The organism is Shewanella sp. SW24 (assembly GCF_025653395.1).
GTDB lineage: Bacteria > Pseudomonadota > Gammaproteobacteria > Enterobacterales > Shewanellaceae > Shewanella > Shewanella oncorhynchi.
This window is the reverse complement of the sequence record NZ_JAKKSH010000015.1, coordinates 63104-86106: the sequence shown is the minus strand read 5'-3', so window position 1 is coordinate 86106 and position 23003 is coordinate 63104. Positions and strand designations below refer to the sequence as shown.

Sequence of the window (23003 nt, the reverse complement as noted above, 5' to 3'; positions counted from 1 at the left end):
TCTAGGTGCCATCACAAAGCTTATCAAGAGCCGAAGGTGGAATGAGACTAAATAACGGCTATTTACTTAAAGGATTGAACTAACAGATATTGATAAGCAGTGGAATGACGGTTCACTAAAACAAACCGAGGCTCATGCCTCGGTTTTCGGTACGACTTAAAATAACTGACAAGGGTTAACCCAAATCGACTTACACAAAAACGAGTTACACTAAAACGATTTACATAATGTCGATTTGAATAAGGTCGATTTACAAAAGTCGCCTTACAAAGCCCTCTTACAAAAGATCAGTCTTCAGCTTTAACAGCTTTCTCAACCACGGCAATACCCAGTTCAGCTAATTGCTGCGGATTGGCAAAACCAGGCGCGTTAGTCAGCGGACAAGCGGCAGTGGTGGTTTTAGGGAACGCCATCACATCACGGATTGAGCTTGCGCCCGTCATCAGCATGATGATGCGGTCTAAACCAAACGCTAAACCTGCATGTGGTGGTGTGCCGTAACGCAGCGCTTCTAACAGGAAGCCGAATTTCTCTTTAGCTTCATCGTCAGTAATACCCAGAATACGGAATACCGCAGACTGCATTTCTTGGTTGTGGATACGCACTGAACCACCGCCTAATTCGCAGCCGTTTAATACCATATCGTAAGCATCAGAAACGCGATTTGCAGGGTTAGCTTCAAGTTCAGCTGCCGTGACGCCACGCGGTGCGGTGAACGGATGGTGAACCGCGTGGAAGTTGCCGTTGATTTTCTCAAACATTGGGAAGTCAACTACCCACAGTGGACGCCATTCACCTTGCAATAAGCTGAAATCTTCGCCCGCTTTAAGACGCAGTGCGCCCATAGATTCGGCAACCACAGTCGCCTGATCTGCACCAAACAGGATTATGTCACCAGTTTGCGCGCCAGTGCGGCTCACGATTTCATTGACTATGCTTTCGTTTAAGAATTTTAGCACAGGTGATTGAATGCCTTCTAAGCCAAGGCTTAGGTCATTAATCTTCATCCACGCTAAGCCTTTAGCACCATAGATGCCAACAAATTTAGTGTAATCATCGATTTGCTTACGAGACAGCGCAGCACCGCCCGGAATACGCAGTGCAGCAACACGGCCTTCTTCATCGTTCGCAGGACCAGAGAATACCGCAAATTCGACTTCTTTGAGTAAATCGGCAATGTCCACCAGCTCTAATGGGTTACGTAAATCTGGCTTATCTGAACCAAAACGACGCATCGCTTCGTTGTAAGTCATGCGCGGGAACTCGCCGAGATCGACGTTCAGCATTTCAAGGAACAGACCACGCATCATCTCTTCGGTCTTCGCCATCACTTGCTCGGACGTCATAAATGAGGTTTCGATATCGATTTGGGTGAATTCTGGCTGACGGTCGGCACGTAAGTCTTCATCACGGAAGCATTTTACAATTTGATAGTAACGATCAAAGCCTGACATCATCAGCAGCTGTTTAAACAGCTGTGGTGATTGTGGCAAGGCAAAGAACTGACCTTTATAAGTACGGCTTGGTACTAAATAATCGCGGGCACCTTCTGGGGTAGCCTTGGTCAGGATCGGGGTTTCTATGTCTAAGAAACCGTTTGAATCGAGGAAACGACGCACAGAACTGGTCACTTTAGCGCGGAACATTAAACGCTGCGCCATCTCTGGGCGACGTAAATCTAAGTAACGATACTTAAGACGTTGCTCTTCGCTGTTGTTCTGGTAGTTATCCATGCTCAATGGCAGTGGATCGGCAGCGTTGATAATCGTCAAGGCTTGACCTAAGACTTCAATCTCACCCGTCTTCATTTGACCATTGACTTGGCTATCAGGACGGGCACGAACTAAGCCTTTGACCTGAACGCAAAATTCGGCGCGCAGCGTGCTGGCGACATTGAACACCTCAGGTAAGTCTGGATCATAGACCACTTGGATGAGACCTTCTCTGTCTCTTAAATCTAAAAAGACAACGCCACCCAAATCACGGCTACGATTAACCCAACCTACCAAGGTAACTTCTTGTCCAACGTGAGACTTATTGACGTCTCCACAATAATGACTGCGCATCTAACTCTATCCTTTATCCGGAAACCGGTGCTTTGGAAATAATCAAAACGAGATAAAAGCGGCATTATAGTAAAATAATGCCGATTACCAAAGTACTTCACACTTAGGCGGTGAAGTATCAAACAGTTTTACGCCCTTGACTAGAGGCGAACGCACTATCTGAGCATGAGCGTTCAAAAAAACATCAAGCTGAGCGATAACAACGCCCGCCGCTACTTTTTGCTTGGTACATCAGTTGATCGGCTTTTTTCAATAAACCGATGGCTGTGTCACCATCGCGGGGGTAAATCACCACGCCAATACTGACGGTTATGCTGACACTGGCGCCTTGAATAAGCAAAGGGCTCGACAGTGCCTGTAGAATATTATCAGCAACTTGGGTAACGGCATCGAGATCTTGCACACGATTTAGCAGGATAACAAACTCATCGCCGCCAAATCGCGCAACGGTATCTGAGCCACGGATAACCTTGGTTAACTTTTGGGCGACCAGTACCAATAATTCATCGCCAATGGGATGACCGTGTTGGTCATTGATTTGTTTAAAACCATCGAGATCGATGAATAACAAAGCGAAATGTGCCTGTTCTCTGCGATGAGATAGCAAAGCTTGGGTTAGTCTGTCATCAAGTAAGGCACGATTGGGCAACTGAGTTAAAGCATCATGATTAGCCACATGCAGCAAACGTTTTTCTGCCACCAATCGCTGGGTGATCTCACGATTTAAACGTCGATTCACTAACAGCACAGCCACCATCACTAAACACAAGATTATCACGCCAAACACGATATAACGCAGCCATTGCAGATATTTAGCACTCTCTGTCGCCACAGAAAATGACACCCAGCGCGTATATATTTTTTGCTGATGTTGAGCATCAACCAAAGCCAAAGCTTTGTTAATTAGCGGCACCAGCGGCGCAAATTGAGGATAAACACCAATATGACTGTGTTGATCGGCGAGATCACTGAGCAGCGACATTTTTAATGTCGGATAGTGGCTGGTTTTAAGCTCAGAAGCTAAAGTCACCACTTTATCGATAAACACATCCGCATTGCCATTCGTCACGGCCGCTAATCCGGCCTGCGTATTTGGCACTATGACTAACTTGAGCGAAGGCTCCAGACTCATCAATTGCGCCACTAAATGATATCCCTCAACCACGGCCACCCTTTGACCTGCGAGCTGAGCAATATTAAAAACCGAGACTTGTTCCAGTTGCGACACTAAGGCCCACGGCGATGGCCAATAGGCTTCACTAAACGCTAAACGCTGCTGGCGCTCCGCCGTTTGCGCGACACTGCCAGCTAAACTCACCTCGCCCTTTTGCAACGCCTCGATTAACGAATGCCAATCATCAAAGGCAACTGGCGTAAGCTTAAGTTTGAGTTGTTCCTTGAGTAATTTGACGATATCGCTATTGATCCCCGCAAACTCACCCTGTTCATCCATAAACTCCATCGGTGGCCATTGTTTTAGATAACCGACTTTAAGTTCGCCTACACTTTCCACATAGGCCTGCTCAGCGGGGCTTAAGCTGACATGACGCTCAGCTTGGGTAAAAACATGATCTTTAGGATTGAGCATCCATTTGTGTTCAATCTCGGCAAATTCTTGATTGCTAATACTGTTAAACCCATTGGCTATCCTCTGTGTAAGGCCTGCATCATCGCTACGGGTCAGCACATAAATGTTGGTGCTAAATTCGAGATCAGGATACTGGCTAAAGTCAGACCAGCCTTTATTGAGCAGTAAATAATGGGATGTCCATGCACCCGCGGCGATAAAACCGACAACTTCTCCAGACCTCGCCCCCGCCACCATGGCATCCATACTGTCGTAATAACGCAGTGACACTTGGGGTAATGCTTTACGCAAATCCACCAAATAAGGCGCTGTCGGCACCACACCAATACGTTTACCTTTTAAGCTGTCTAAATCGATTAACTGTTGCTGATAGAGAAAGAGTCGACTCTTCACCGTATATAAATGCCAAGCCTGAGTAAGGCCCGTTTTAACATCATCACTTTCAGGATAACCTATATGGGCATCGGCGAGACCACGACGAACATCGTCCACGCTGGAGTTCATATCACCAGAAATAAAATCAACGGCAATACCCGTTTTCTCAGACCAAAGCTGCCACATGTCCACATACAAACCATGGGGTAAACCATCGACCCCTAGGTCCACAAAAGGCTCGACGCCCAGTTGCATCGAAATAACGAGTCCAGCTTGTTGACGTTCATAGCCAAGCCAACGTCGCTCCGTTTGCTGAATAAAGTGCGCATCAAGCGCAGTGAAACCTTTATTGATTTTATCGACTAATGCAAGATTGCCCTTTTGAACTGCGGGTACAAACTGCATCCCCTTAATTTGAAGGCGGGCAGTATTGGGAAAGTTTGCGGCAATCTCTTGGGATGAGTCGGGATCTTTCAAATAGCCTTCTAACCCCGCAAACACTACGATCTCGCCCGCGGCGACCCCTGCCAATAATTTCTCACGACTTTCGTAACGTTTAAACACAAGCTGCGGTTCGATACGGTGTAATTCCGCTTCATGGGATGAAGCCGCTACCACACCAATTTGAAAGGGGATCAGTTCTTTGATGGATTTTTTGCCCTGCAAGGATTTATGCAAATACAAAAAAGTGCCCACATCCGCAATGGGCACTGCAAAATCAAATTCTTGCTCTCGCTCTGGGGTTTTCCCCATGCCGATATGCACTTGCGCCTTACCTTGCCGCAGTTGATCAAGGGACTCATGCCAGTGGCGCGCCACAAAAACGACTTGGGTATGGCTTTGTTTAGCCCACTCTTTCCATAAGTCAACCAGTAATCCAGTCGGCTCGCCATCGTTGTCGACATATTGATAGGGAAAACTATCCTCACCCATAACGATGATTAATGGCTCAGAGGACAACGGACTTGCCTGCCCCGTTATGCTCAAAAAACAGCTGCACAAGATCACAATTAAGTGGATCACAAACTTCAAGTTGAGCCCTTAGTACTTGATGTACATGTAACGATTTTGTTATCTATTAAGTATTAGACAAAAATTTATCGCAAATTACTAGCATGAGACTTGCTGCTAATCACTCTGATTCGTTAAAATGCGCAGTTGAATTCCCATGAAAAATCTCAGATGAACGTTTCTCAAGACACTATCTACGCTCAAGCGAGCGAGCATATTAGCGATTTCCAGTTTGATAACCGTGTAGCAGGCGTATTCAGTGACATGATCCGCCGCTCAGTGCCTGGATATACGCAAATTATCAATACCATAGGCGATTTTGCAGATCGTTTCGTCATGCCAAATACTCAAATTTACGATTTGGGTTGCTCACTCGGTGCCGCGACCTTAAGTATTCGTCGCCAAATCCAAGGCCGCCAATGTCGCATTATTGCTGTAGATAACAGTGAATCTATGGTCGCACGCTGCCAAGAGAACCTGAATGCCTATGTCAGCGATACGGATGTCGATCTGGTTTGCGGTGATATTCGCGATATCGATATTCAAAATGCGTCATTGGTGGTACTCAACTTTACATTGCAGTTTTTACCGCCAGAAGACAGAGAAACCCTGATAGCAAAGATTTATCAAGGTCTGAATCCCGGCGGGATATTAGTGCTGTCAGAAAAAATTCGCTTCGAAGATGCCCCGATCCAAACCCTATTGGAAGAGCAACATTTAGACTTTAAACGCGCTAATGGTTACAGCGAACTTGAGATCAGCCAAAAACGCAGTGCGCTGGAAAATGTCATGAAGCCAGACACCTTAACCACGCATCAACAACGACTCACCAGCCAAGGCTTTAGCCATTTTAGTCTCTGGTTCCAATGCTTTAACTTTGCTTCTATGGTGGCCATCAAGTGATCAGCTTTAGCTCATTTTACCAACAAATCGCCGATTCGAATCTACAGCACTGGCTCGAAACCCTGCCGAGCATTTTAGGCAAGTGGCAACGAGATCATAAACACGGCAACCTGCCAAAGTGGGAAAAAGTGCTCAACAAGCTGCACTATCCAGCACCCGACCAAGTGGATTTTGTTGATAGCGTGACCGTCGGTAGCGGCGAGCAACTCAGCCCAGGCGAAAAAGAGAAGCTTGAAAACCTGCTGCGTTTGTTTATGCCATGGCGTAAAGGCCCCTTCCACATTCATGGCATCCACATCGATACCGAATGGCGCAGTGACTGGAAATGGGACCGCGTTAAGCAACATATTTCGCCGCTGAAAAACCGCACTGTGCTCGATGTCGGTTGCGGCAGTGGTTATCACATGTGGCGCATGTTGGGCTCAGGTGCCAAACGTGTCGTCGGTATCGACCCTTCGCCGTTGTTTTTATGTCAGTTTGAAGCCATCAAACGTTTAGCGGGCACACATCACCCTGTACACCTGTTACCATTGGGTATTGAAGAGCTGCCACCGCTCGATGCATTTGACACGGTTTTCTCCATGGGTGTTTTGTATCACAGACGTTCGCCTATCGATCACTTGTTACAGCTGCGTGATCAATTGCGCACCGGTGGTGAGCTCGTGCTAGAAACCTTGGTGATAGATGGCGACGAAAATGCCGTACTCGTGCCTCAAGATAGATATGGCAAAATGAATAATGTATGGTTCATTCCGTCCGTTGCCGCGCTCATGCTATGGTTAAAAAAGTGTGATTTCACTGATATCCGTTGTGTCGATACCGATGTCACTGCCCTTGCCGAGCAACGCCGTACCGACTGGATGCCCAACGAATCACTGGTTGAATACCTAGATCCTAACGACATCACCAAAACGGTTGAAGGTTATCCTGCGCCCAAACGCGCCACGATTATCGCGGTGAAAAATCAGCCTAATCAGGATTTAAACTAACCTTTTCAGTCTGAAGTAAGCGAATATCAGTCATTACGTCCTCAGGGTTTGAGTTGGTGATGGCTGATATCAAAAGCAGAAAGAACACCATTCCTCTAGTACATCTGGAATCTGTAGGTGTTCAGCAGCTCAGTGTAACTCCTTCCTTGAATAGCAATACATTTGCGACTCCCACCCTTATCGTTGACATCCATAACAGAACAGGGTTTCATGCATAACAATGACTTGAAGCTAACTCAATTGGATACTAAGTCAAAGTTAACTCATTCCATCACAGATGCAGAACACATTACCCATGTTAAAACCCACTTTACTGGTTAGCCTGTTTGGCTTGAGCCTTTATGTTACGAATGCCGCCTATGCGGCGCCAAGCCCTGTTCCCCTTTTAGTTGAACAATGCCTGCGTTTGCCAAGTATTGATCTCGCGACTGTGTTCGCCAATGCGCGTTTAACTGCGTCTGAATTAACCTTGGCCCAGCGCGCGCTTATTTTTGAGCAACAGATGTTAGGGCTTAATAATATCAACGACAGGCTCAACTATTACCGTGGGTTTAACTTACCGAGTGAGGAACGCGAGGGTCTACTGCAATGCCAGCTACACCTCGCCGACACCCTATCGCAACTTCTCAGCCAAACTGAATTGAGCCAACTCGCCTACGCCTTAGCCCAAGGCAATACAGAACAAATACTGCTGAGCCAACAGCTTAAACAGTTACTACAACAGCATTGGAGCGCCGAGGAAAAAGCGAAATTACATACAGCGCAAGCCAGCATAGGCCAAGGGTTAGGCAGCCAGCAATTTAATCTTGCCTTCAATGACAGCCAATGCCAACCCGAAGCGACTCAGCAGCAACATCATCTGCATAAAAAAGGTGATAAAAGTGATGAGCCGAAGCCCGACAATTCAAAGCAGAGCGACTTTTCTGGCACTATCGTCAGTTACTTACTGACGCAGGAAAACGCCGTATGTCGCCAAAATGTATGGCAGGCCTACCAAGTCAGAGCCAGTGAAACCAATCAAACGGCATTAGAGCGAATTGCTGAGCAGCGCCAACAAGCCGCCACTGCTGCAGGCTTTACCGATTACAGCGCATTAGTGCTTAGTTCGCAGCAGTTATCGTCCCCTGAATTAGTCAAAGCTTTTCTTGATAGCCAAACCCAAGATCTGCAAGTGGCTCCCTGGGATATTGGGCGAACCCTGTCACAACAAGCATCAGCCAAGGGGCCGACATGGCAAACTTCTGACGTCTTGAGTCGCAGCTTTACTTATCTGCAAGTGTTTGGTTTACACTTTGAGACCATAGAAACCGCTAAGGTCGATAAAATACCTGCCGATCCCAATCGGCCACATATCGTCAGGGTCTACCACCAGCAAAGATTGTTAGGTGAAATCTATGTGGCGTATAACCCAAATCCACAGCAAGGTAGTCAACAGCAGACATTGCGTCAAAGTGTACTCGGCCAGCAATTTGGACAACAAGCGTTGGATCTCAAACCACAGCTGAGTAACTACAAAGACATTGAGCAATTAACCGAATCCATCGCAGAGGCTGTCACTTCCCTTGCTAAAGCGAGTCATTTCTACCTCAACAATGCCATGGGGCAGAGTCAGGATAGCTATTTTGTAGTGAGTCTCTGGTTAGCTGAAGTGCTGCGGCATCAACTCTTTCCGCAGTTTGAACAAGATTATTTACAGGAGCGTGAAACATTAGCTAAAGCTTATTCGAAACAGCTCAAAGTTTTTCGAGCTAAGGTTGCAGTTAACTTTTACCAAGACGCAAATTCACAAGTCTATCCCGATCTCGCTGCAGAGTTTAGTGCCAGCTTTGGCCAAGGTTGGCCGCAAACCAAGGATTATCCCTACAGCTTTAATGCTATCGCCAACGAAGGACCGCTCTACTACCAATTACTCTGGCAAGCATCGCTAGCCAGGCTGATAGATCAATCCACATTCAACTGCCGAGACAAACTCAAATTATTCAATGTATTAGTCATCAATGAAGACGCTTTAAGCTTCAGTGACCAATTAAAAGTGGTCATTGGCGCCCCCGTTAATAGTGCTGCACTGATCCAAAGAATTTCAAATAGCGCCGCTTCAGAACATGCTGACAATTCCAACAATCAAGCTTTCGACGCAACAGGTTCTTGTGCGTTTTAAGTGTGAATGCTTAGGATGTGTTTGTGACTCGCTCGGGCGCAAACACTGAAAATCGTCATGATTAGCCTCTCTATCACCTTAATAACTTAGCGCGACATAACTATCTATATGTCGTGAGAATGACTGACTCTATGATATTTAATTGAAAAAGTCGTAAGAAGTGGCCACTATAAGCCTCAATCTATCGTTTTTTTGAGATTATAATGACTCGAGCTAAATCTACCTTAGAACAATGGCGTATTTTGCAAGCGGTGGTCGATTTTGGCGGCTATGCCCAAGCGGCCGAAAAACTCAACAAGAGTCAATCGTCACTTAACCATGCCGTTGCCAAATTACAGCATCAGTTAGGTATCGAGCTACTCGAAGTCAAAGGCCGTAAAGCCTATCTCACCCCGCAGGGCGAAGTGCTGCTGCGCCGCTCACGGCATGTCACCCAAGCCGTCAACGAGTTAGAACAACTTGCGAGTAATCTCGAACAAGGGTGGGAGCCGACACTCACGATTGCCCGTGAAATTATCTATCCGATGGAAAGCTTAGTGTGTGCCCTCAATGCGTTTCTGCCCCACAGTCGTGGCACTCGAATCATCATGCTAGATTCTGTGATTACTGGCACTCAGGAGCTCATTCTGCAGAGTAAAGTCGATATTGCTATCTGTGCAGGGGTGCCGCCTAAAGGGTATTTATCCGAACCCTTATGTGAACAAGAACTCTACCTCGTCTGTCATCCAAATCACCCACTCGCTGACTTAGGCACAATTGAAGACGATAAACTACTGGCACAATATTTACAGTTAGTGATCAAAGATACCGGCGTGCAATCCAATATCGACATAGGCTGGCTCAAAGCTGAGCAGCGCTGGACAGTCTCTAACTTCCATGAAGCTAAAGTCATTTTAAATCAAGGTATTGGTTTCTGTTGGATCCCCTCTTTCTTAGTCCAAGAAGAATTGGCTTCGGGTAATCTAGTACGTTTACATCTTGAGGGTAGCCAAAAACGTCGCATCATGTTGAGTTTAGTTATCCCTAATAGGGATCAACAAGGGCCTGCATCAAAACTGCTTGCTTCCTTGATTTTAAAACAGCATGGAATTGAAACGACGAATAGTCATTAACAGCAAGATACCAAACGAGTTATCAATTCGAGTGAGCAAAACGATAAATGCCAACTGCTGATTAAATGCTTAGTTCTTAGTGGCGCTGAGAAGTTGTTTCGAAAAAGATAATGAAAAGCGAATCATGGAAATAGTTAAAGCTTAAAACCTAATCTTACACACTAAAGTCGACATAGCGCGCTTGTTGATAACCCAAATATTGCGGCTGAATAAATCCCGTCTCCTGTAAGAGGTCATCCTTCACATATAACTCGCTCTGCAAAGACACATTCGTATTCGCGCTAGCACTGATATTTGAAGACTGCTCATTTACATCGTTTGCGGACAAAACATCCGTAGATTGCAAATTGCTAAGCAGATCATTTGAAGATGCCAGATAAGAAGGCTGAATATTGGCTTGCGACGTCATATCGACACGAGCTGAAGGTCCAGCACTGGCTTGTGCAACCGCGGCATAATAACGGCTTGCAGTAGCAGTACTATCGGATTTTGAGATAAAGCCCGTCGCTAAATCCGCAGAAATTGAAGCTTCTCCAAATGCTAAAGTTGCGGTCGGTGGTTCAATCGTTTCCACTGTGGTCGATGTAGTGACTGAGTCACTGATATCAGAAGAGGTTTTCGAACCAGTATCAATGACTCTCGTGTTGACCGTTTGCGCCTCGATCGCTTGTTTTAGCTTATCAAGCGCAGTAGAGGCGGGGGTGAATACAGCCTCTTGGGGCTGAGCAATATTACCGGACTCATCAACGTCTCCCGTCACTACAGGTGTATGTTTTTCTAACGGTGGCAACTCTTTGATTTGTGCATCTGCGTCTATTAATGTTTGAGCCGTTTGCAAGTCAACAATTTGTTTTTGTCGCTCCTCTGCCAGCATCACCTTAGCTTCATTCATTTTTTGCAAGGCTTCCGCGGCAACACGGATATCCGCTGATGACGGGTCAACAGGAGCCATTGCTGCGGCATAAACTTGCTTCATTTTGTTTATCGTTGCAAGCGGGTCGCCTCCCACTGGAGAGACATCAATCTGCACTTCCCCATCGGTGGCGTAACGTTGGCCATCAGCACCCTTTTCATACTTAAAACTCGGGCTCTGAGCGTATTGTCCTCCGACGGTTGCGTGGGCATGCTCATGGGCTTTAACCTCTGAATCTCGAGTTTTAAGTTCATCGACTTGCTGTTGCTGTTGAGCCTGCGCTTTTTCTTGGGCTTGTATCTCTTGTTCCTGAGCCTGCTGAACCAGTGATTGCTGCTTTGCCTCTTCCGCTGCTGCTATTTGCTGTTTCCGCGATTCTTCTTCCTGTACTTGCTTTTCAAGCTGATTATCATTTGGGGCAAAGACAGCAGCTAAGACTTGTTGACTATCATCTGGGTTAGAAGCTGTCGCAGGAGCATCTACAGGACCAGCTTGAGCCTGAGCTTCACCGAAAACTTGAGTAAATTGCTCTAACACAGTCGGTTGAGCAACATCACTGCTAGCGGATTGATCTACGGCTTGCGCAGAGTTTGACTGGCCAACAGGCCCTGCACTCGTTGCTACACTCTTATTTACAGCACTCTTATTTACAGAACTGTTGATTGCAGAATCGGACGTAGTGGGATCAACTAACGCAGTTCCAGTAAAGACAGTTTGTGGTCCAAACACAGTAGCTAAATCAGGCATTATTGGAGAAACATCACCCGTGCTTGATGGATTGAAAGCAGGAATATCAGTACCACTCGTACCAATTGATGGACTCAGAGGCGTAAAAATATCAACGGGAATATTGCTCGTTACACTGAGATTTGGACTTATTGTAGCCAAGGAATTTACCCCAAGTCCGCTGTTACTCGTACCCGCGACAGGCGAAAATATCTGAGTAGAAATAGGTGTCGTAATCTGTCCCCCGCGTATACCAGAAATGGATCTTGGTCCTGTTAACAAACTAAAACTTGCATCGGCATGTAAGCTCGCTCGATCATTTAACGTATTTACCTGAGGATTGCTCCTTGGCGTTGGTACGGAAAAAGGATCGATCTTGGGTGCTTGGCTTGCACCATTCAGTACAGGAAGTACAGGTGCTGCAGTTGATGAAACAGCACTAGAAGCAGCAAAAGACACATTCGGTGATGAGTGGAGAGATTGGGAAACGTTAGCAGCTAATGAAGTAATAGGCGTGGCTTGAACTGGAGCAAATGAAGTTCCAGTAACCTGTAGTTCATGGACACCACTCGCTTCAATTTTTGAGGAGCCTGCTGTGTGAGCGCTGGCTCCTTGATAAGTGCTATTAGCGTGACTCTGGCTTTGACTCTGGCTTAGATTCGAGCTGAGCATCTTATCATGTGCCGAAAATGAAGAGGATGGCGCTCCAACCTTAGGTGATAGCGCCACAACCGACATGATATTTACACCTTAATATTAATGATCGAACCTATCGTTTCAGAATCAGTTTCAATCACTTCTGTTGACGCTTCCCCTTGTCTTAATGACTCATTAGCGGTAAGTAATGCCGAGGTTTTATCAGGCTGCGCAACATCTCTTGTAGATTCAGCCGGAGCCGCACTTTGAGTCGGTGTAGGTTTAGCCACATCTATTGTTGCTTGAGTGAGCCCAGATTGAGCACTTTGCAAGCCTTGCAGACCGGATGAATAAGCAGATTGGATTTGCATAACGGTATTCCTGCACGCTGTGATTAATGGGTCAATTATTGACCAATCACCTGCAAAAGTACAGGTTTTATCCGCATTCTCACCATTTATTTACAGTCTTATTTATCCTGTGATCCAATTGGCTTCCCAATCCTTAAATACGGGATTAAAACCCTGCCGTTGCATCTGTTCGATGACTTGCTCGACGCTGCGATCATCGCTTATCTCAAATTGATCGAGTTGACTGTCGGGTGCTTGATAGCCGCCCGGTTGTGTCGAACTACCTGCACTGATGTGAGTAATTCCAAGTGGTAAAAGATTATCCCTCAGCTCAGGGCTTTCCCTTGTCGACATGCTTATATCAAGCTGATGATTAAAAAGTCTAAATGCACAAATCATTTGTACTAAACCTAAATCCGATAGCATAACTTTTGGGGTGATCCCGCCAGTACAAGGCCTTAACCTTGGCAGCGAAATACTAAAGCGAGTGCGCCAATAGCGACGCTCTAAATAGTCAAGATGATATCCCATCATTAACGCATCTAAACGCCAATCATCCAGCCCCAGTAACACCCCAAGACCAATTTTATCGACCCCCGCCGCCGCAACTCTGTCCGGTGTTGCTAAACGATAGGCAAAATCCATTTTTTTACCTCGGGAATGGTGACGAGCATAAGTCTCGGGCTGATAGGTCTCCTGATAAATCATCACAGCATCTAAACCTAGCGCGACTAACTGGCAATAATGGTCCTCACTCATGGGCTGAACCTCCATCGCCACATGGCTAAATTGCTGCTTTACCAATGGCAAAATCTGCTTGAAGTAATCGATACCAACCTTAGTTTCATGCTCACCCGACACCAGTAAAATCGAATCGAACCCCCTATCTTTGATAATGGCCATCTCGACCATCAACTCCTGCTCATTCAAGGTTTTGCGTTTGAGTTTGTTACTCATGCTAAAACCACAGTAATCACATTCATTAGCGCACAGATTAGAGACGTATAGCGGTAAATACATGCCAAGATTCGCGCCAAATCGCTGCCGCGTAAGCGCCGCTGAACGTTGTGCCATGATTTCGATATAAGGCTCTGCCGCAGGTGATAACAAAGCCAGTAAGTTGCGCAAATCCCCTGCCGGACTCACTAACGCCCGCTCGACATCTTGGGTTGTGCAAGAATACAAATCGAGTAACAGTTTATCCCGTGGGATGTTGGCAAATTCCGCTACAAAACTCATTGGTTTAAAAATCCTGTCAGAGGACTGGTCTGTACCGCGCCCGTTTGTACTCGGCCAAGCCCTGCTTCAAAGGCCCGTCTGCCGCATTGCACCGCCTCCTTAAAGCACTCGGCCATCACTATCGGCGACGCGCTGCTGGCGATGGCGGTGTTGACGAGCACCGCATCGGCGCCCAGCTCCATTGCCCGCGCAGCCTGTGAAGGCGCGCCAATACCGGCATCGATCACCACTGGCACCCGCGACTGCTCTATGATGATTTTTAAAAAGCTTTCAGTGACTAAACCCTGATTACTGCCAATCGGACTCGCCAGTGGCATAACAGCAGCGCAGCCCACCTCTTCCAAGCGACAGCACAGCACAGGATCGGCATGCACATAGGGCATCACGATAAAACCTTTATCACAGAGAATCTTGGCCGCTGCTAAGGTTTCAATTGCATCGGGCATCAGGTACTTAGGATCGGGGTGGATTTCGAGCTTAATCCAATGAGTTCCCAGCATTTCACGGGCAAGCTCAGCCGCAAACACCGCTTCCTTGGCGTTTCTCGCCCCCGAAGTGTTAGGCAATAGCCGGACACCCGCTTGACGTAACGGCGTGAGTAAATCATCAAGCCCCATTTTAAAATCAATTCTTTTCATCGCAATAGTTACTAATTGCGATTTCGAGGCCGTTATTGCCTCGATCATCACTTGGCTATTACTGAACTTTCCCGTTCCTGTAAATAACCGCGACTCAAACTCCACATCGGCAATCTTTAACATACTAGCCTCCCGCTACAGCTGAGAAAAGTTCTAATTTATCTTCATGTTGGCAGAGAATAGATTGCCAGCGGTTGCGCGGAACCACCTCAGCATTCAACACGATAGCAACCGAATCGAGGGCTATATCTTGCGCGAGGATCACAGCCGCGAGTGACGTCGGTTCAGATAACGACTGCGGGATATTGTTTATGTGAATTAAAATCATATCAAACCTCAAGACTATCTTTATTTGATGATAGATAAGCCCCTTTGGGACCACACACGTCACAGTGGGGATCCCGCGTTAATACCGCAGCTGTCCATGCAAGTGACTTAGCGTCGAAGCGCCAAAAACGCCCCAACAAGGCATTTTTCGGTTCATCACAACCGCTGTCCACACTCAGCAAGAGTTGTATAGCCACCAAAGATTGCATTGACGCCATCACGCCCACGCTGGGGCCGAGTACACCTTGGGTACTGCAGCTCTGCGACACTCTTGTCTGTGCGGGGAAAATACAGTGATAGCAACCGCCAGAGGGGAGCTGCATTTGATTGACTGCAAACAATTGACCGCTAAATGCTGCGATTGATGCACTGACTAAAGGCAAAGCAGCTTCGATACAGCAGCGATTAATGGATTGGCGAGTCGCAAAGTTATCAGTGCAGTCAAGCACGAGCACTCTTTTACCCTGTTGTTTTAATTGTAAAACCTCAGCGAAGTGATGAGCTGATGTCTCAGCACTAAATGCTGTTTCATGGGCAGTAACAGTGCACTGCGGCGCTAAGCCTTTAAGCTTTTGCTTGGCAACTCGCGCCTTATTGAGTCCAATGTCGGCATCGGTGAATAGCAATTGTCTTGGTAGATTCGAAACTTCAACCTTATCCATGTCGATTAAGGTCAAGCGACTAATACCTGCACAGGCCAGATATTGCGCCGCCAATTGCCCTAAACCGCCAAGCCCTACAATAACAACGCTGGCGTCGGCCAGTTGTAATTGCCCTGCCTCACCGACTTCTGGCAATAAGACTTGCCGAGAATAGCGGATGAAATCAGCATCACTGAGTGTATGAGCGCTTTGTGTTCCGTCGCTGAGAACGTCTGCGTGAGAAAGCGGTGGTTTTTTACTCATGCTTTGCAACCAACTTATGCTTTACAGCCAGTTCTTCAGACAAGCTACATTGCTCCCAAGCTTGGCTCAGCTCTGCGAACGCTGCTAACGGATCCTTAGCTTTCGTTATTGCGCGCACCACAGCAATATTGCCTACCCCAGTAGCTTTCACCTTTGCCAGATTATCTAAGTCGATGCCGCCAATGGCGACCAAGGGATAATGGTCTTGGAGTAACGCCACATAGTGCTTAAGTTTTGCGAGCCCTTGGGGCGCAGAAGGCATTTGCTTCGTCGTGGTTGGGAATATATGCCCAAGCGCTATGTAGGATGGCGAGTATTGATGCGCCAATAGCAACTCGAAATAACTGTGGCTGGATAGACCTAACGCGAGTCCCGCGGCTTGAATGGCCGCTAAGTCGGTAACGGCGAGATCTTCTTGGCCTAAATGTACCCCAAAGGCATGGTATTTTATCGCTAACTGCCAGTGATCATTGATAAAAAGCTGCGCATTAAAATGCTTGCCTAAGGCAATAGCCGTTTGAATTTTTGCCTCTAATTCAGAGCCAATTAACTCAGGTTCGCCTGACTTAGATTTGCCTGACTCACATCTACCTAGCGCAGACTTACCTGAATCAGATTCGGCTAACACTGCAGCGGTTGACTCGCTTGAATCGGTTTTTATCCGTAACTGTACGGTTTTAACGCCCGCAGCTAACAAACTCTCCAGCATGGTTAAGTCACTCACCACGGGATAAACACCAAGATCGGCATCGAGCACTTTAAAACCGTGGGATAAAATATTTTGAGCTGGCGTCGAGGTTGTATTCACCAGAACCGCTTCGGGTAAGTCATGACCAGCATGGCTGTCTTGGTCAATGTCAATGCCATCACACGGCCTTATCTTCGCATAGCTTGACAAATCATTAGGCCAACCCGAACGGGCCAACGGCCCTGGACCTTGCCCTAAACCAATCGCCGCGCTTAAGCCTTGACTCACGTAGGCTTTGGCAACCACCACCGCATCTTGTAATACAAAACCCTGCGCTAACACGGTGGCAATGGCCGATGACAAAGTACAGCCGCTACCATGGTTATGGCAGGTATTAACCCGCGGGCTTGCCAACCAGAAACGCCCATTTTGATGCAGCTCAGAGCTAGCGCGTACTTGATGGCAAACCAGATAATCCTCGGCAAGCTCAAAATCCCAGCCGTTGCTATCGAGAGTGCTAACATGAACATTAGCCTGAGTTTGAGCATGAGTGTTATCGTGAGTTTTAGCATGAGTATCAGCAAGAATGTCAGTGCTGCCGAAGCTCACATCGCCCCCTTTAGCGAGCACACTGCAATCTAAACTCTGGGATAAAGCCTGTGCTGCAGCAACGAACTGCGATTTGGTCGAAACATCACTGTGAGTTAACCGCCCAAGTTCAAGCACATTGGGCGTGATAAGTTCGATTAAACCTTTGAAAGGCCTAAAATCTAAGGCTGATTTAGCCGTACTTTTTATATCCTGACTGTTATCTACTGCTAATGCATCACCACAACTGGCGACCATCACAGGATCGACAATCACAGGCACTGATGGATAGTGGATTTTAAAACTCGCGATCCAATCTGCCAGCAATGCGACTTGAGATTGATCTGCCAGTAAGCCGATTTTGATCGCTTTGGGTGGCAAGTCTGAAAGTAAAGTGGTCAACTGAGCCATTAACATCGCCGCTGATACGGGCTCGACTAAAGTGACCGCCACTGAGCTTTGCGCCGTCACTGTGGTGATCACGCTGCAACCGTGGCAGCCCAAATCCTGAATCGTTGCCAAGTCCGCCTGAATACCGGCACCGCCGCCGCTGTCTGAACCGGCTATAGTCCAGACAAACGCGGGGCGCTCGGTATTCATGGGCAATTTCCCCCCATGAATACCCAGCATCATTAGGCTTCCTCAGCTTCGGCGACGAGCTTGTCTTTAACGTGATAAATCTCGGCGCCCGAGGCAGCAAATTGTGCCGATTTTAGCGCCATTGCCGCTTCCAACTCCTGCGGCGTCTTGATTGTGACTTGCATAGCTTGGGCAGCCGCTTCAACTTGCTCCGCCTTCGCTTGTGCCGCCTCTAAGCCAGCGGCATAGGCGCGAACATCTTGGGTGATTTTCATCGAACAAAATTTAGGGCCGCACATAGAGCAAAAATGCGCGACTTTAGCGGATTCCTGCGGTAAAGATTCATCGTGATAAGCACGCGCGGTTTCAGGATCGAGCCCTAAGTTATATTGATCTTCCCAGCGGAATTCAAACCGCGCCTTTGCCAGCGCATTATCACGAATTTGCGCACTCGAATGACCTTTTGCCACATCGGCAGCATGGGCGGCAATCTTATAGGCAATCAAACCTTGCTTAACATCTTGTTTATTCGGTAGTCCTAAGTGTTCTTTTGGCGTGACGTAACACAACATAGCGCAGCCATACCAAGCAATCATGGCCGCGCCTATGCCGGAGGTGAAATGATCATACCCAGGTGCGATATCGGTGATTTGTGGGCCAAGCGTGTAAAACGGCGCCTCGTCGCAGTGAACTAACTGCTTGTCCATGTTCTCTTTAATGAGCTGCATCGGGATATGTCCCGGCCCTTCGATAATGGTTTGTACGTCGTATTCCCACGCGATTTTGACTAGCTCACCTAAGGTTTCAAGCTCTGCAAACTGGGCTGCATCATTAGCGTCGGCAATCGATCCGGGACGCATACCATCACCTAAAGACAGGGATACATCGTAAGCGACGCAAAGCTCACAGATCTCACAAAAATGGCTGTAGAGGAAGTTTTCCTTGTGATGACTCAGGCACCATTTGGCCATAATTGAACCGCCGCGAGAAACGATCCCAGTAACACGTTTAGCCGTCATCGGCACATAACGCAGCAGCACACCAGCATGAATAGTAAAGTAATCAACACCTTGCTCAGCTTGTTCAATCAAGGTATCGCGGAACACTTCCCACGTTAAATCCTCTGCCACGCCGTTCACTTTCTCCAGCGCTTGATAAATCGGCACTGTGCCGATGGGCACTGGTGAGTTGCGGATGATCCACTCGCGGGTTTCGTGGATATAACGACCCGTGGATAAATCCATTACCGTATCTGCGCCCCAACGGGTAGACCAGACGAGCTTTTCCACTTCTTCCTCGATGGAAGACGTCACCGCCGAGTTACCGATATTGGCGTTCACTTTCACCAGAAAGTTACGCCCGATAATCATAGGTTCGGCTTCGGGATGGTTAATATTCAGCGGAATAATCGCGCGGCCACGGGCAACTTCGGCGCGGACAAATTCGGCGGTAATCGGTTCGCCGACTAAGGCACCAAAGGCTTCGCCCTTGGCTTTACGATTGAGGATTTCATCCTGTACTTGCGCAAGTGCCATGTTCTCGCGGATCGCCACATATTCCATTTCTGGCGTGATAATCCCTTGACGGGCATAGTGTAATTGACTGACTCGTTTGCCCTGCAGCGCTCTGCGTGGGCGGACAATGGCACTCGAGCCTGCCTCAAAACGCAGATGATCTAAACCGTCGTCGGCGAGTCTTTGTTGGGTAAAGTCTGAGGTCGCGCAGGATAATTGCTCTGTGTCGTTGCGGGCTAGGATCCAGTTTTGTCTTAATTTACCAAGGCCTAGACGCACATTGATGTCGGCCTCAGGATCGGAATAAGGTCCGGCGCAATCATACACGCGGATTGGCGGATTTTTTTCCATGATAGGCGCATCATCAGTACCGCCGACAAATGTGTCAGTCTGCAGAATTTGCCGCATGCCAACGCGAATATCGGCACTGGAACCTTCGAGATAAATCTTTTGTGAATTAGGATGTTGCAGTGGCGCTAACGTATCGATAAAGGCTTGGGACTGCGCACGGGTTTCGCGGCGACTCGGCGCCTTAGGCACGATTGATTGACTAGACTCAGCCGATTTATTAGGCACTGTCGATTTATTAGGGATTGTCGATTCTGGTGCTGTGATTTCTATCGCATTGGCAGCTACAGCTGGGTTTAGGTTTGAACTGGACATAAGCAATCTCACGTTAAAAAATGGAGTTGCTTGTCTGGAGAATTGAGTTGTTGATAGCTGGACATGGCAATCAACTTTTGTGGCCAACACTGGCTTCAAAAATTGAGTTACCCTGCTCAATAACGATTAAATCTAAACATTAAGGCTTAAAACACTGCTGAGTAAACAGGTGTTCAAGCCGTCTATTTTAGCGATTTAATGTGTGTTATTACGCTTGTTTCCTTCGCAGGTTTTAACCTGATCAGGTTCAACGGATCCCGAATAAACGGTCTCAGCCAAGAGGCACTCCGACAAGATGAGTGCGCAGTATAGACAGAAGTGGCAGCAACAAACAAGGAAAAAAGCAATTAAAAACCTTAACCACCAATCCAAAATAAAGATTCATAATTAATTGTTTTTAATTGATTAAATAAAATTAAACTAAAAAATCCATAATTAGAATGAAAATAAATCATAAAAGAAAGTCACTATTTATGGGGTTTGAGCATCATTTTGTTTAATCGAGATTGAATGGCATCATTAATAGCTTGATTGATTTTTTTGCCACTGCAGTTAATGGGAAAACCTAAATTTTCGGCGTTAGGATTAACTTGAGTGCCGACTTGTACCACGCGATAACAAATATCCCCTTTACGCACAATCCGATTTGGATCTAAGGGTAAATCCAGACTCGTCGTGCCACCGAAATCATCGGCGTTAGGGACAAATAACACTTCCATCTCTGGGCTCATTTCACTCATATTCGATTTCCGGGTGAACTTATCGGCCTGTTCAATGACGAGATCATCGAGCGCTTGCTCGCGCTGACGTTCAAAATATTGCTGAGTGAATAAACTCATGCTTGAGCTTGTCGCTATTGTGCTCTCACCTTCTGCTGCGGGCGAACTCTTAGCGCCAAGCTGCGGCTTCATTTCTGTGGTATCAAGCGTATTAGTTGGTTTTTTTGCCGTCACTTCCGCGGGCTGTACTTCACTTTGGGCACTTGATTGAGTTTTCTTTGATTGAGATTGGCTCGATTGAGTGATGTTCGGTTTAACCGTATCTGGGTTCACTTTTTCCGACTCTACTTTTTCAGAGACGGCCTTTTCGGGTGCTATTGTTTCAGGCATGACCTTTTCAAGTATTGGCAGAGGCTTCACTTGAGTTTGAGGTGTGGGAACAATTGTAGGCGTAACAGAACTTGTCGCTTCAGTCTTATCCTCGGCCTTGATCTCAGTTTTGGACTCCGAGGTTTCGGCTTTCTCTACTGCGGGAGCATAAATAAAGTAAGCCTTGATCGCTGTCACTTTAGGGCCACGGCTTTCTATTTCCTTCAATCCAAAGGGATTTAACTGCGGGCGCCACAAAATGCAGATAAGTAAAAATAAACACGCATGCACTAAGAGCACAAAAAATAACAAACTGAATCCTTTGAAATACGGCTGAAGAGCACGCAAAACGGATCCCGTCCCCAATCCCTGAGCACTAGTTTGTATCGTCCTAGACAGTTCAGGTTTGGATTCAGATTCAGATTCAGATTCAGAAACCAATTTATCTTGATCTTGATGTTCAGCACGGATTTCTTGCAGTACCAAATCTTGGGCTTGCTCTTGGTCTATAGCTTGGGTGTCATGCTCAGTGACTAAAAAGCCTGCACCGCTATTGAACGCTAATGGCTCCGCATTAGTGGTAAAAACAGGCGTTTGAGCAGCATCCAGTTCACCGAGGTGATGATCAAATGCGATAAAAGTCTCACCTTCTGGCGATGTGGCCGAAATCAGCAAAGCACTATCAGCATCATCTCCAATCGCTATCGCTGTAGGAGATGCTGTCAATAAAGGCGCGGCCTTGGGTTGATGTTGAAAAGGCAAAATCCATCCTTAGGTTTTGTATAGTATCCATTGATTTCAATGATGCTTAACGTGGAACGATTGCACTCTAATTCAATATCAATCCAATATCGGGTTGGTGAATATTGAAAGCGAATTACCCAATAATTGCATTTACTTACGAGCGCTCAACGCAGATTAGAGGAGGCAAACAGAGCAAAGTTCAATGCGAATGCAACCTGCTACAAGCACAGTACTTTACGCCAGTGCTTAATAAGTCACTTGCCAGTTAAGATAAATAAGGCTGGGAATTGAGCTCACTATCGCGCTAAATTGAATGTAAATCTCACGTCTTGAAGCGAGTAGCATCATCAATGCGATGCACTGATGGGAGTGCAAGACGGCGTTAAAAATCTAAAAGATGAAAAATAGAAGCCAACTATAAACTTAAGCTTACAAGTGTACGCTTAAATATGGTGATTTATTTTTCTAACTGATAGACTCAGTCATTATCGTTTACGAGTGTGTATCTACCATGTCGAGTCAAAGTGTTACCGAACAGCCAAACACAGTTAAAAACCCGGTAAAATCTAGACCATATAGTATCAAAGAAGAGATCGCTAACAGTGTATCCCATGGCCTAGGTGTCATTGCGGGGATTGTGGCATTGGTGCTCATGCTGCTTAAAGGTCAAGATCACCTAACGCCAATTCAACTTACGGGCGTAACCATTTATGGTGCGAGCATCATAGTGCTTTTCCTATGCTCGACGTTATATCACAGCGTTAGCCATTCAGGCTGGAAACATAAACTGAAGATCGCCGATCACTGCGCTATTTACTGTTTAATTGCAGGAACTTACACACCTTTGATGCTGATAAGCTTACAAGGCACGCAGTCGATAGTGATTTTAACGGCCATTTGGTCGCTTGCAATTGGTGGGATCCTATTTAAGACGTTATTTATTCACAAATTCAAAAAGTTAAGCCTAGTTTTGTATCTCGCTATGGGTTGGCTATGTGTCACTGTGATGGGCGATTTAACAGCGGCGATGTCAGAAGTAGGGTTTAATCTATTGATCTTAGGTGGTTTATTTTACACCTTAGGGGTTGTATTCTACGTCGGTAAACGCATTCCATTCAACCATGCCATTTGGCATTTGTTTGTGCTCGGCGGTGCCATGAACCACTTTCTGTGTATTTATCTGACTGTTATTTAAATGACTAT

General features: G+C 46.7%; 16 protein-coding genes and 1 riboswitch. Of the genes, 5 read left to right on the top strand and 11 right to left on the bottom strand.

Features of this window, described 5'->3' with window-relative positions; genetic code table 11:
- Positions 1-287: 287 nt before the first annotated feature.
- Both aspS and L5M17_RS13775 read right to left on the bottom strand, forming a co-directional pair.
- A complete protein-coding gene (gene aspS, locus L5M17_RS13780) occupies positions 288-2066 on the bottom strand; it encodes an aspartate--tRNA ligase (protein ID WP_212600979.1) in 1779 nt (592 codons plus the stop codon).
- A gap of 184 nt (positions 2067-2250) precedes the next feature.
- A complete protein-coding gene (locus L5M17_RS13775) occupies positions 2251-5061 on the bottom strand; it encodes a transporter substrate-binding domain-containing protein (protein ID WP_263148140.1) in 2811 nt (936 codons plus the stop codon).
- A 150-nt stretch (positions 5062-5211) separates the two neighbouring features.
- On the opposite strand from L5M17_RS13775, the gene cmoA reads away from it, so the two are divergent.
- From cmoA to L5M17_RS13755, 4 genes are all read left to right on the top strand, one after another.
- Positions 5212-5943 (top strand): carboxy-S-adenosyl-L-methionine synthase CmoA, encoded by a 732-nt coding sequence (gene cmoA, locus L5M17_RS13770; protein WP_006081747.1) that lies wholly within the window; start codon positions 5212-5214, stop codon positions 5941-5943.
- On the top strand, positions 5940-6932 hold the full coding sequence (cmoB, locus tag L5M17_RS13765) for a tRNA 5-methoxyuridine(34)/uridine 5-oxyacetic acid(34) synthase CmoB (RefSeq protein ID WP_263148138.1): 993 nt from the start codon (positions 5940-5942) through the stop codon (positions 6930-6932). The genes cmoA and cmoB overlap by 4 nt, the downstream gene beginning before the upstream one ends.
- Before the next feature lie 295 nt (positions 6933-7227).
- Positions 7228-9090, top strand: a complete 1863-nt coding sequence (locus tag L5M17_RS13760) for a M3 family metallopeptidase (protein WP_263148136.1) — start codon at positions 7228-7230, stop codon at positions 9088-9090.
- A 203-nt stretch (positions 9091-9293) separates the two neighbouring features.
- Complete coding sequence (locus tag L5M17_RS13755; RefSeq protein ID WP_113940376.1) at positions 9294-10202, top strand: LysR family transcriptional regulator; 909 nt, start codon at positions 9294-9296, stop codon at positions 10200-10202.
- A 154-nt stretch (positions 10203-10356) separates the two neighbouring features.
- Here L5M17_RS13755 and L5M17_RS13750 read toward each other — a convergent pair whose 3' ends face one another.
- The 9 genes from L5M17_RS13750 to L5M17_RS13710 form a co-directional block, all read right to left on the bottom strand.
- Positions 10357-12579 (bottom strand): putative metalloprotease CJM1_0395 family protein, encoded by a 2223-nt coding sequence (locus L5M17_RS13750; RefSeq protein WP_263148134.1) that lies wholly within the window; start codon positions 12577-12579, stop codon positions 10357-10359.
- Between the two features lie 5 nt (positions 12580-12584).
- On the bottom strand, positions 12585-12848 hold the full coding sequence (locus tag L5M17_RS13745; RefSeq protein WP_105252574.1) for a chemotaxis protein: 264 nt from the start codon (positions 12846-12848) through the stop codon (positions 12585-12587).
- Between the two features lie 102 nt (positions 12849-12950).
- Complete coding sequence (thiH, locus tag L5M17_RS13740) at positions 12951-14066, bottom strand: 2-iminoacetate synthase ThiH (RefSeq protein WP_263148131.1); 1116 nt, start codon at positions 14064-14066, stop codon at positions 12951-12953.
- The gene (locus L5M17_RS13735; protein ID WP_263148130.1) at positions 14063-14827 is read right to left on the bottom strand and encodes a thiazole synthase; all 765 of its coding nucleotides are present in this window, start codon (positions 14825-14827) and stop codon (positions 14063-14065) included. The genes thiH and L5M17_RS13735 overlap by 4 nt, the downstream gene beginning before the upstream one ends.
- A gap of 1 nt (position 14828) precedes the next feature.
- Positions 14829-15032: a sulfur carrier protein ThiS gene (thiS, locus tag L5M17_RS13730; RefSeq protein ID WP_131524081.1), complete on the bottom strand. Its 204-nt coding sequence runs from the start codon at positions 15030-15032 to the stop codon at positions 14829-14831.
- A gap of 1 nt (position 15033) precedes the next feature.
- A complete protein-coding gene (locus L5M17_RS13725; RefSeq protein WP_263148129.1) occupies positions 15034-15936 on the bottom strand; it encodes a HesA/MoeB/ThiF family protein in 903 nt (300 codons plus the stop codon).
- On the bottom strand, positions 15929-17842 hold the full coding sequence (gene thiE, locus L5M17_RS13720; protein ID WP_263148177.1) for a thiamine phosphate synthase: 1914 nt from the start codon (positions 17840-17842) through the stop codon (positions 15929-15931). The genes L5M17_RS13725 and thiE overlap by 8 nt, the downstream gene beginning before the upstream one ends.
- A gap of 2 nt (positions 17843-17844) precedes the next feature.
- On the bottom strand, positions 17845-19968 hold the full coding sequence (thiC, locus tag L5M17_RS13715) for a phosphomethylpyrimidine synthase ThiC (RefSeq protein ID WP_263148128.1): 2124 nt from the start codon (positions 19966-19968) through the stop codon (positions 17845-17847).
- 201 nt (positions 19969-20169) lie between these two features.
- Positions 20170-20268, bottom strand: a riboswitch (TPP riboswitch).
- A gap of 167 nt (positions 20269-20435) precedes the next feature.
- Complete coding sequence (locus L5M17_RS13710; RefSeq protein ID WP_263148127.1) at positions 20436-21818, bottom strand: hypothetical protein; 1383 nt, start codon at positions 21816-21818, stop codon at positions 20436-20438.
- Positions 21819-22311: 493 nt separating this feature from the next.
- On the opposite strand from L5M17_RS13710, the gene trhA reads away from it, so the two are divergent.
- On the top strand, positions 22312-22995 hold the full coding sequence (trhA, locus tag L5M17_RS13705; protein WP_263148126.1) for a PAQR family membrane homeostasis protein TrhA: 684 nt from the start codon (positions 22312-22314) through the stop codon (positions 22993-22995).
- Positions 22996-23003: the final 8 nt, after the last annotated feature.

Coding starts and splice junctions, on each gene's coding strand:
- aspS (WP_212600979.1), bottom strand. CDS start 2,066: ATGCGCAGTCATTATTGTGGAGACGTCAATAAGTCTCACGTTGGACAA.
- L5M17_RS13725 (WP_263148129.1), bottom strand. CDS start 15,936: ATGAGTAAAAAACCACCGCTTTCTCACGCAGACGTTCTCAGCGACGGA.
- L5M17_RS13750 (WP_263148134.1), bottom strand. CDS start 12,579: ATGTCGGTTGTGGCGCTATCACCTAAGGTTGGAGCGCCATCCTCTTCA.
- thiS (WP_131524081.1), bottom strand. CDS start 15,032: ATGATTTTAATTCACATAAACAATATCCCGCAGTCGTTATCTGAACCG.
- thiH (WP_263148131.1), bottom strand. CDS start 14,066: ATGAGTTTTGTAGCGGAATTTGCCAACATCCCACGGGATAAACTGTTA.
- L5M17_RS13735 (WP_263148130.1), bottom strand. CDS start 14,827: ATGTTAAAGATTGCCGATGTGGAGTTTGAGTCGCGGTTATTTACAGGA.
- L5M17_RS13755 (WP_113940376.1), top strand. CDS start 9,294: ATGACTCGAGCTAAATCTACCTTAGAACAATGGCGTATTTTGCAAGCG.
- L5M17_RS13745 (WP_105252574.1), bottom strand. CDS start 12,848: ATGCAAATCCAATCTGCTTATTCATCCGGTCTGCAAGGCTTGCAAAGT.
- thiE (WP_263148177.1), bottom strand. CDS start 17,842: ATGCTGGGTATTCATGGGGGGAAATTGCCCATGAATACCGAGCGCCCC.
- L5M17_RS13760 (WP_263148136.1), top strand. CDS start 7,228: ATGTTAAAACCCACTTTACTGGTTAGCCTGTTTGGCTTGAGCCTTTAT.
- cmoA (WP_006081747.1), top strand. CDS start 5,212: ATGAACGTTTCTCAAGACACTATCTACGCTCAAGCGAGCGAGCATATT.
- trhA (WP_263148126.1), top strand. CDS start 22,312: ATGTCGAGTCAAAGTGTTACCGAACAGCCAAACACAGTTAAAAACCCG.
- thiC (WP_263148128.1), bottom strand. CDS start 19,968: ATGTCCAGTTCAAACCTAAACCCAGCTGTAGCTGCCAATGCGATAGAA.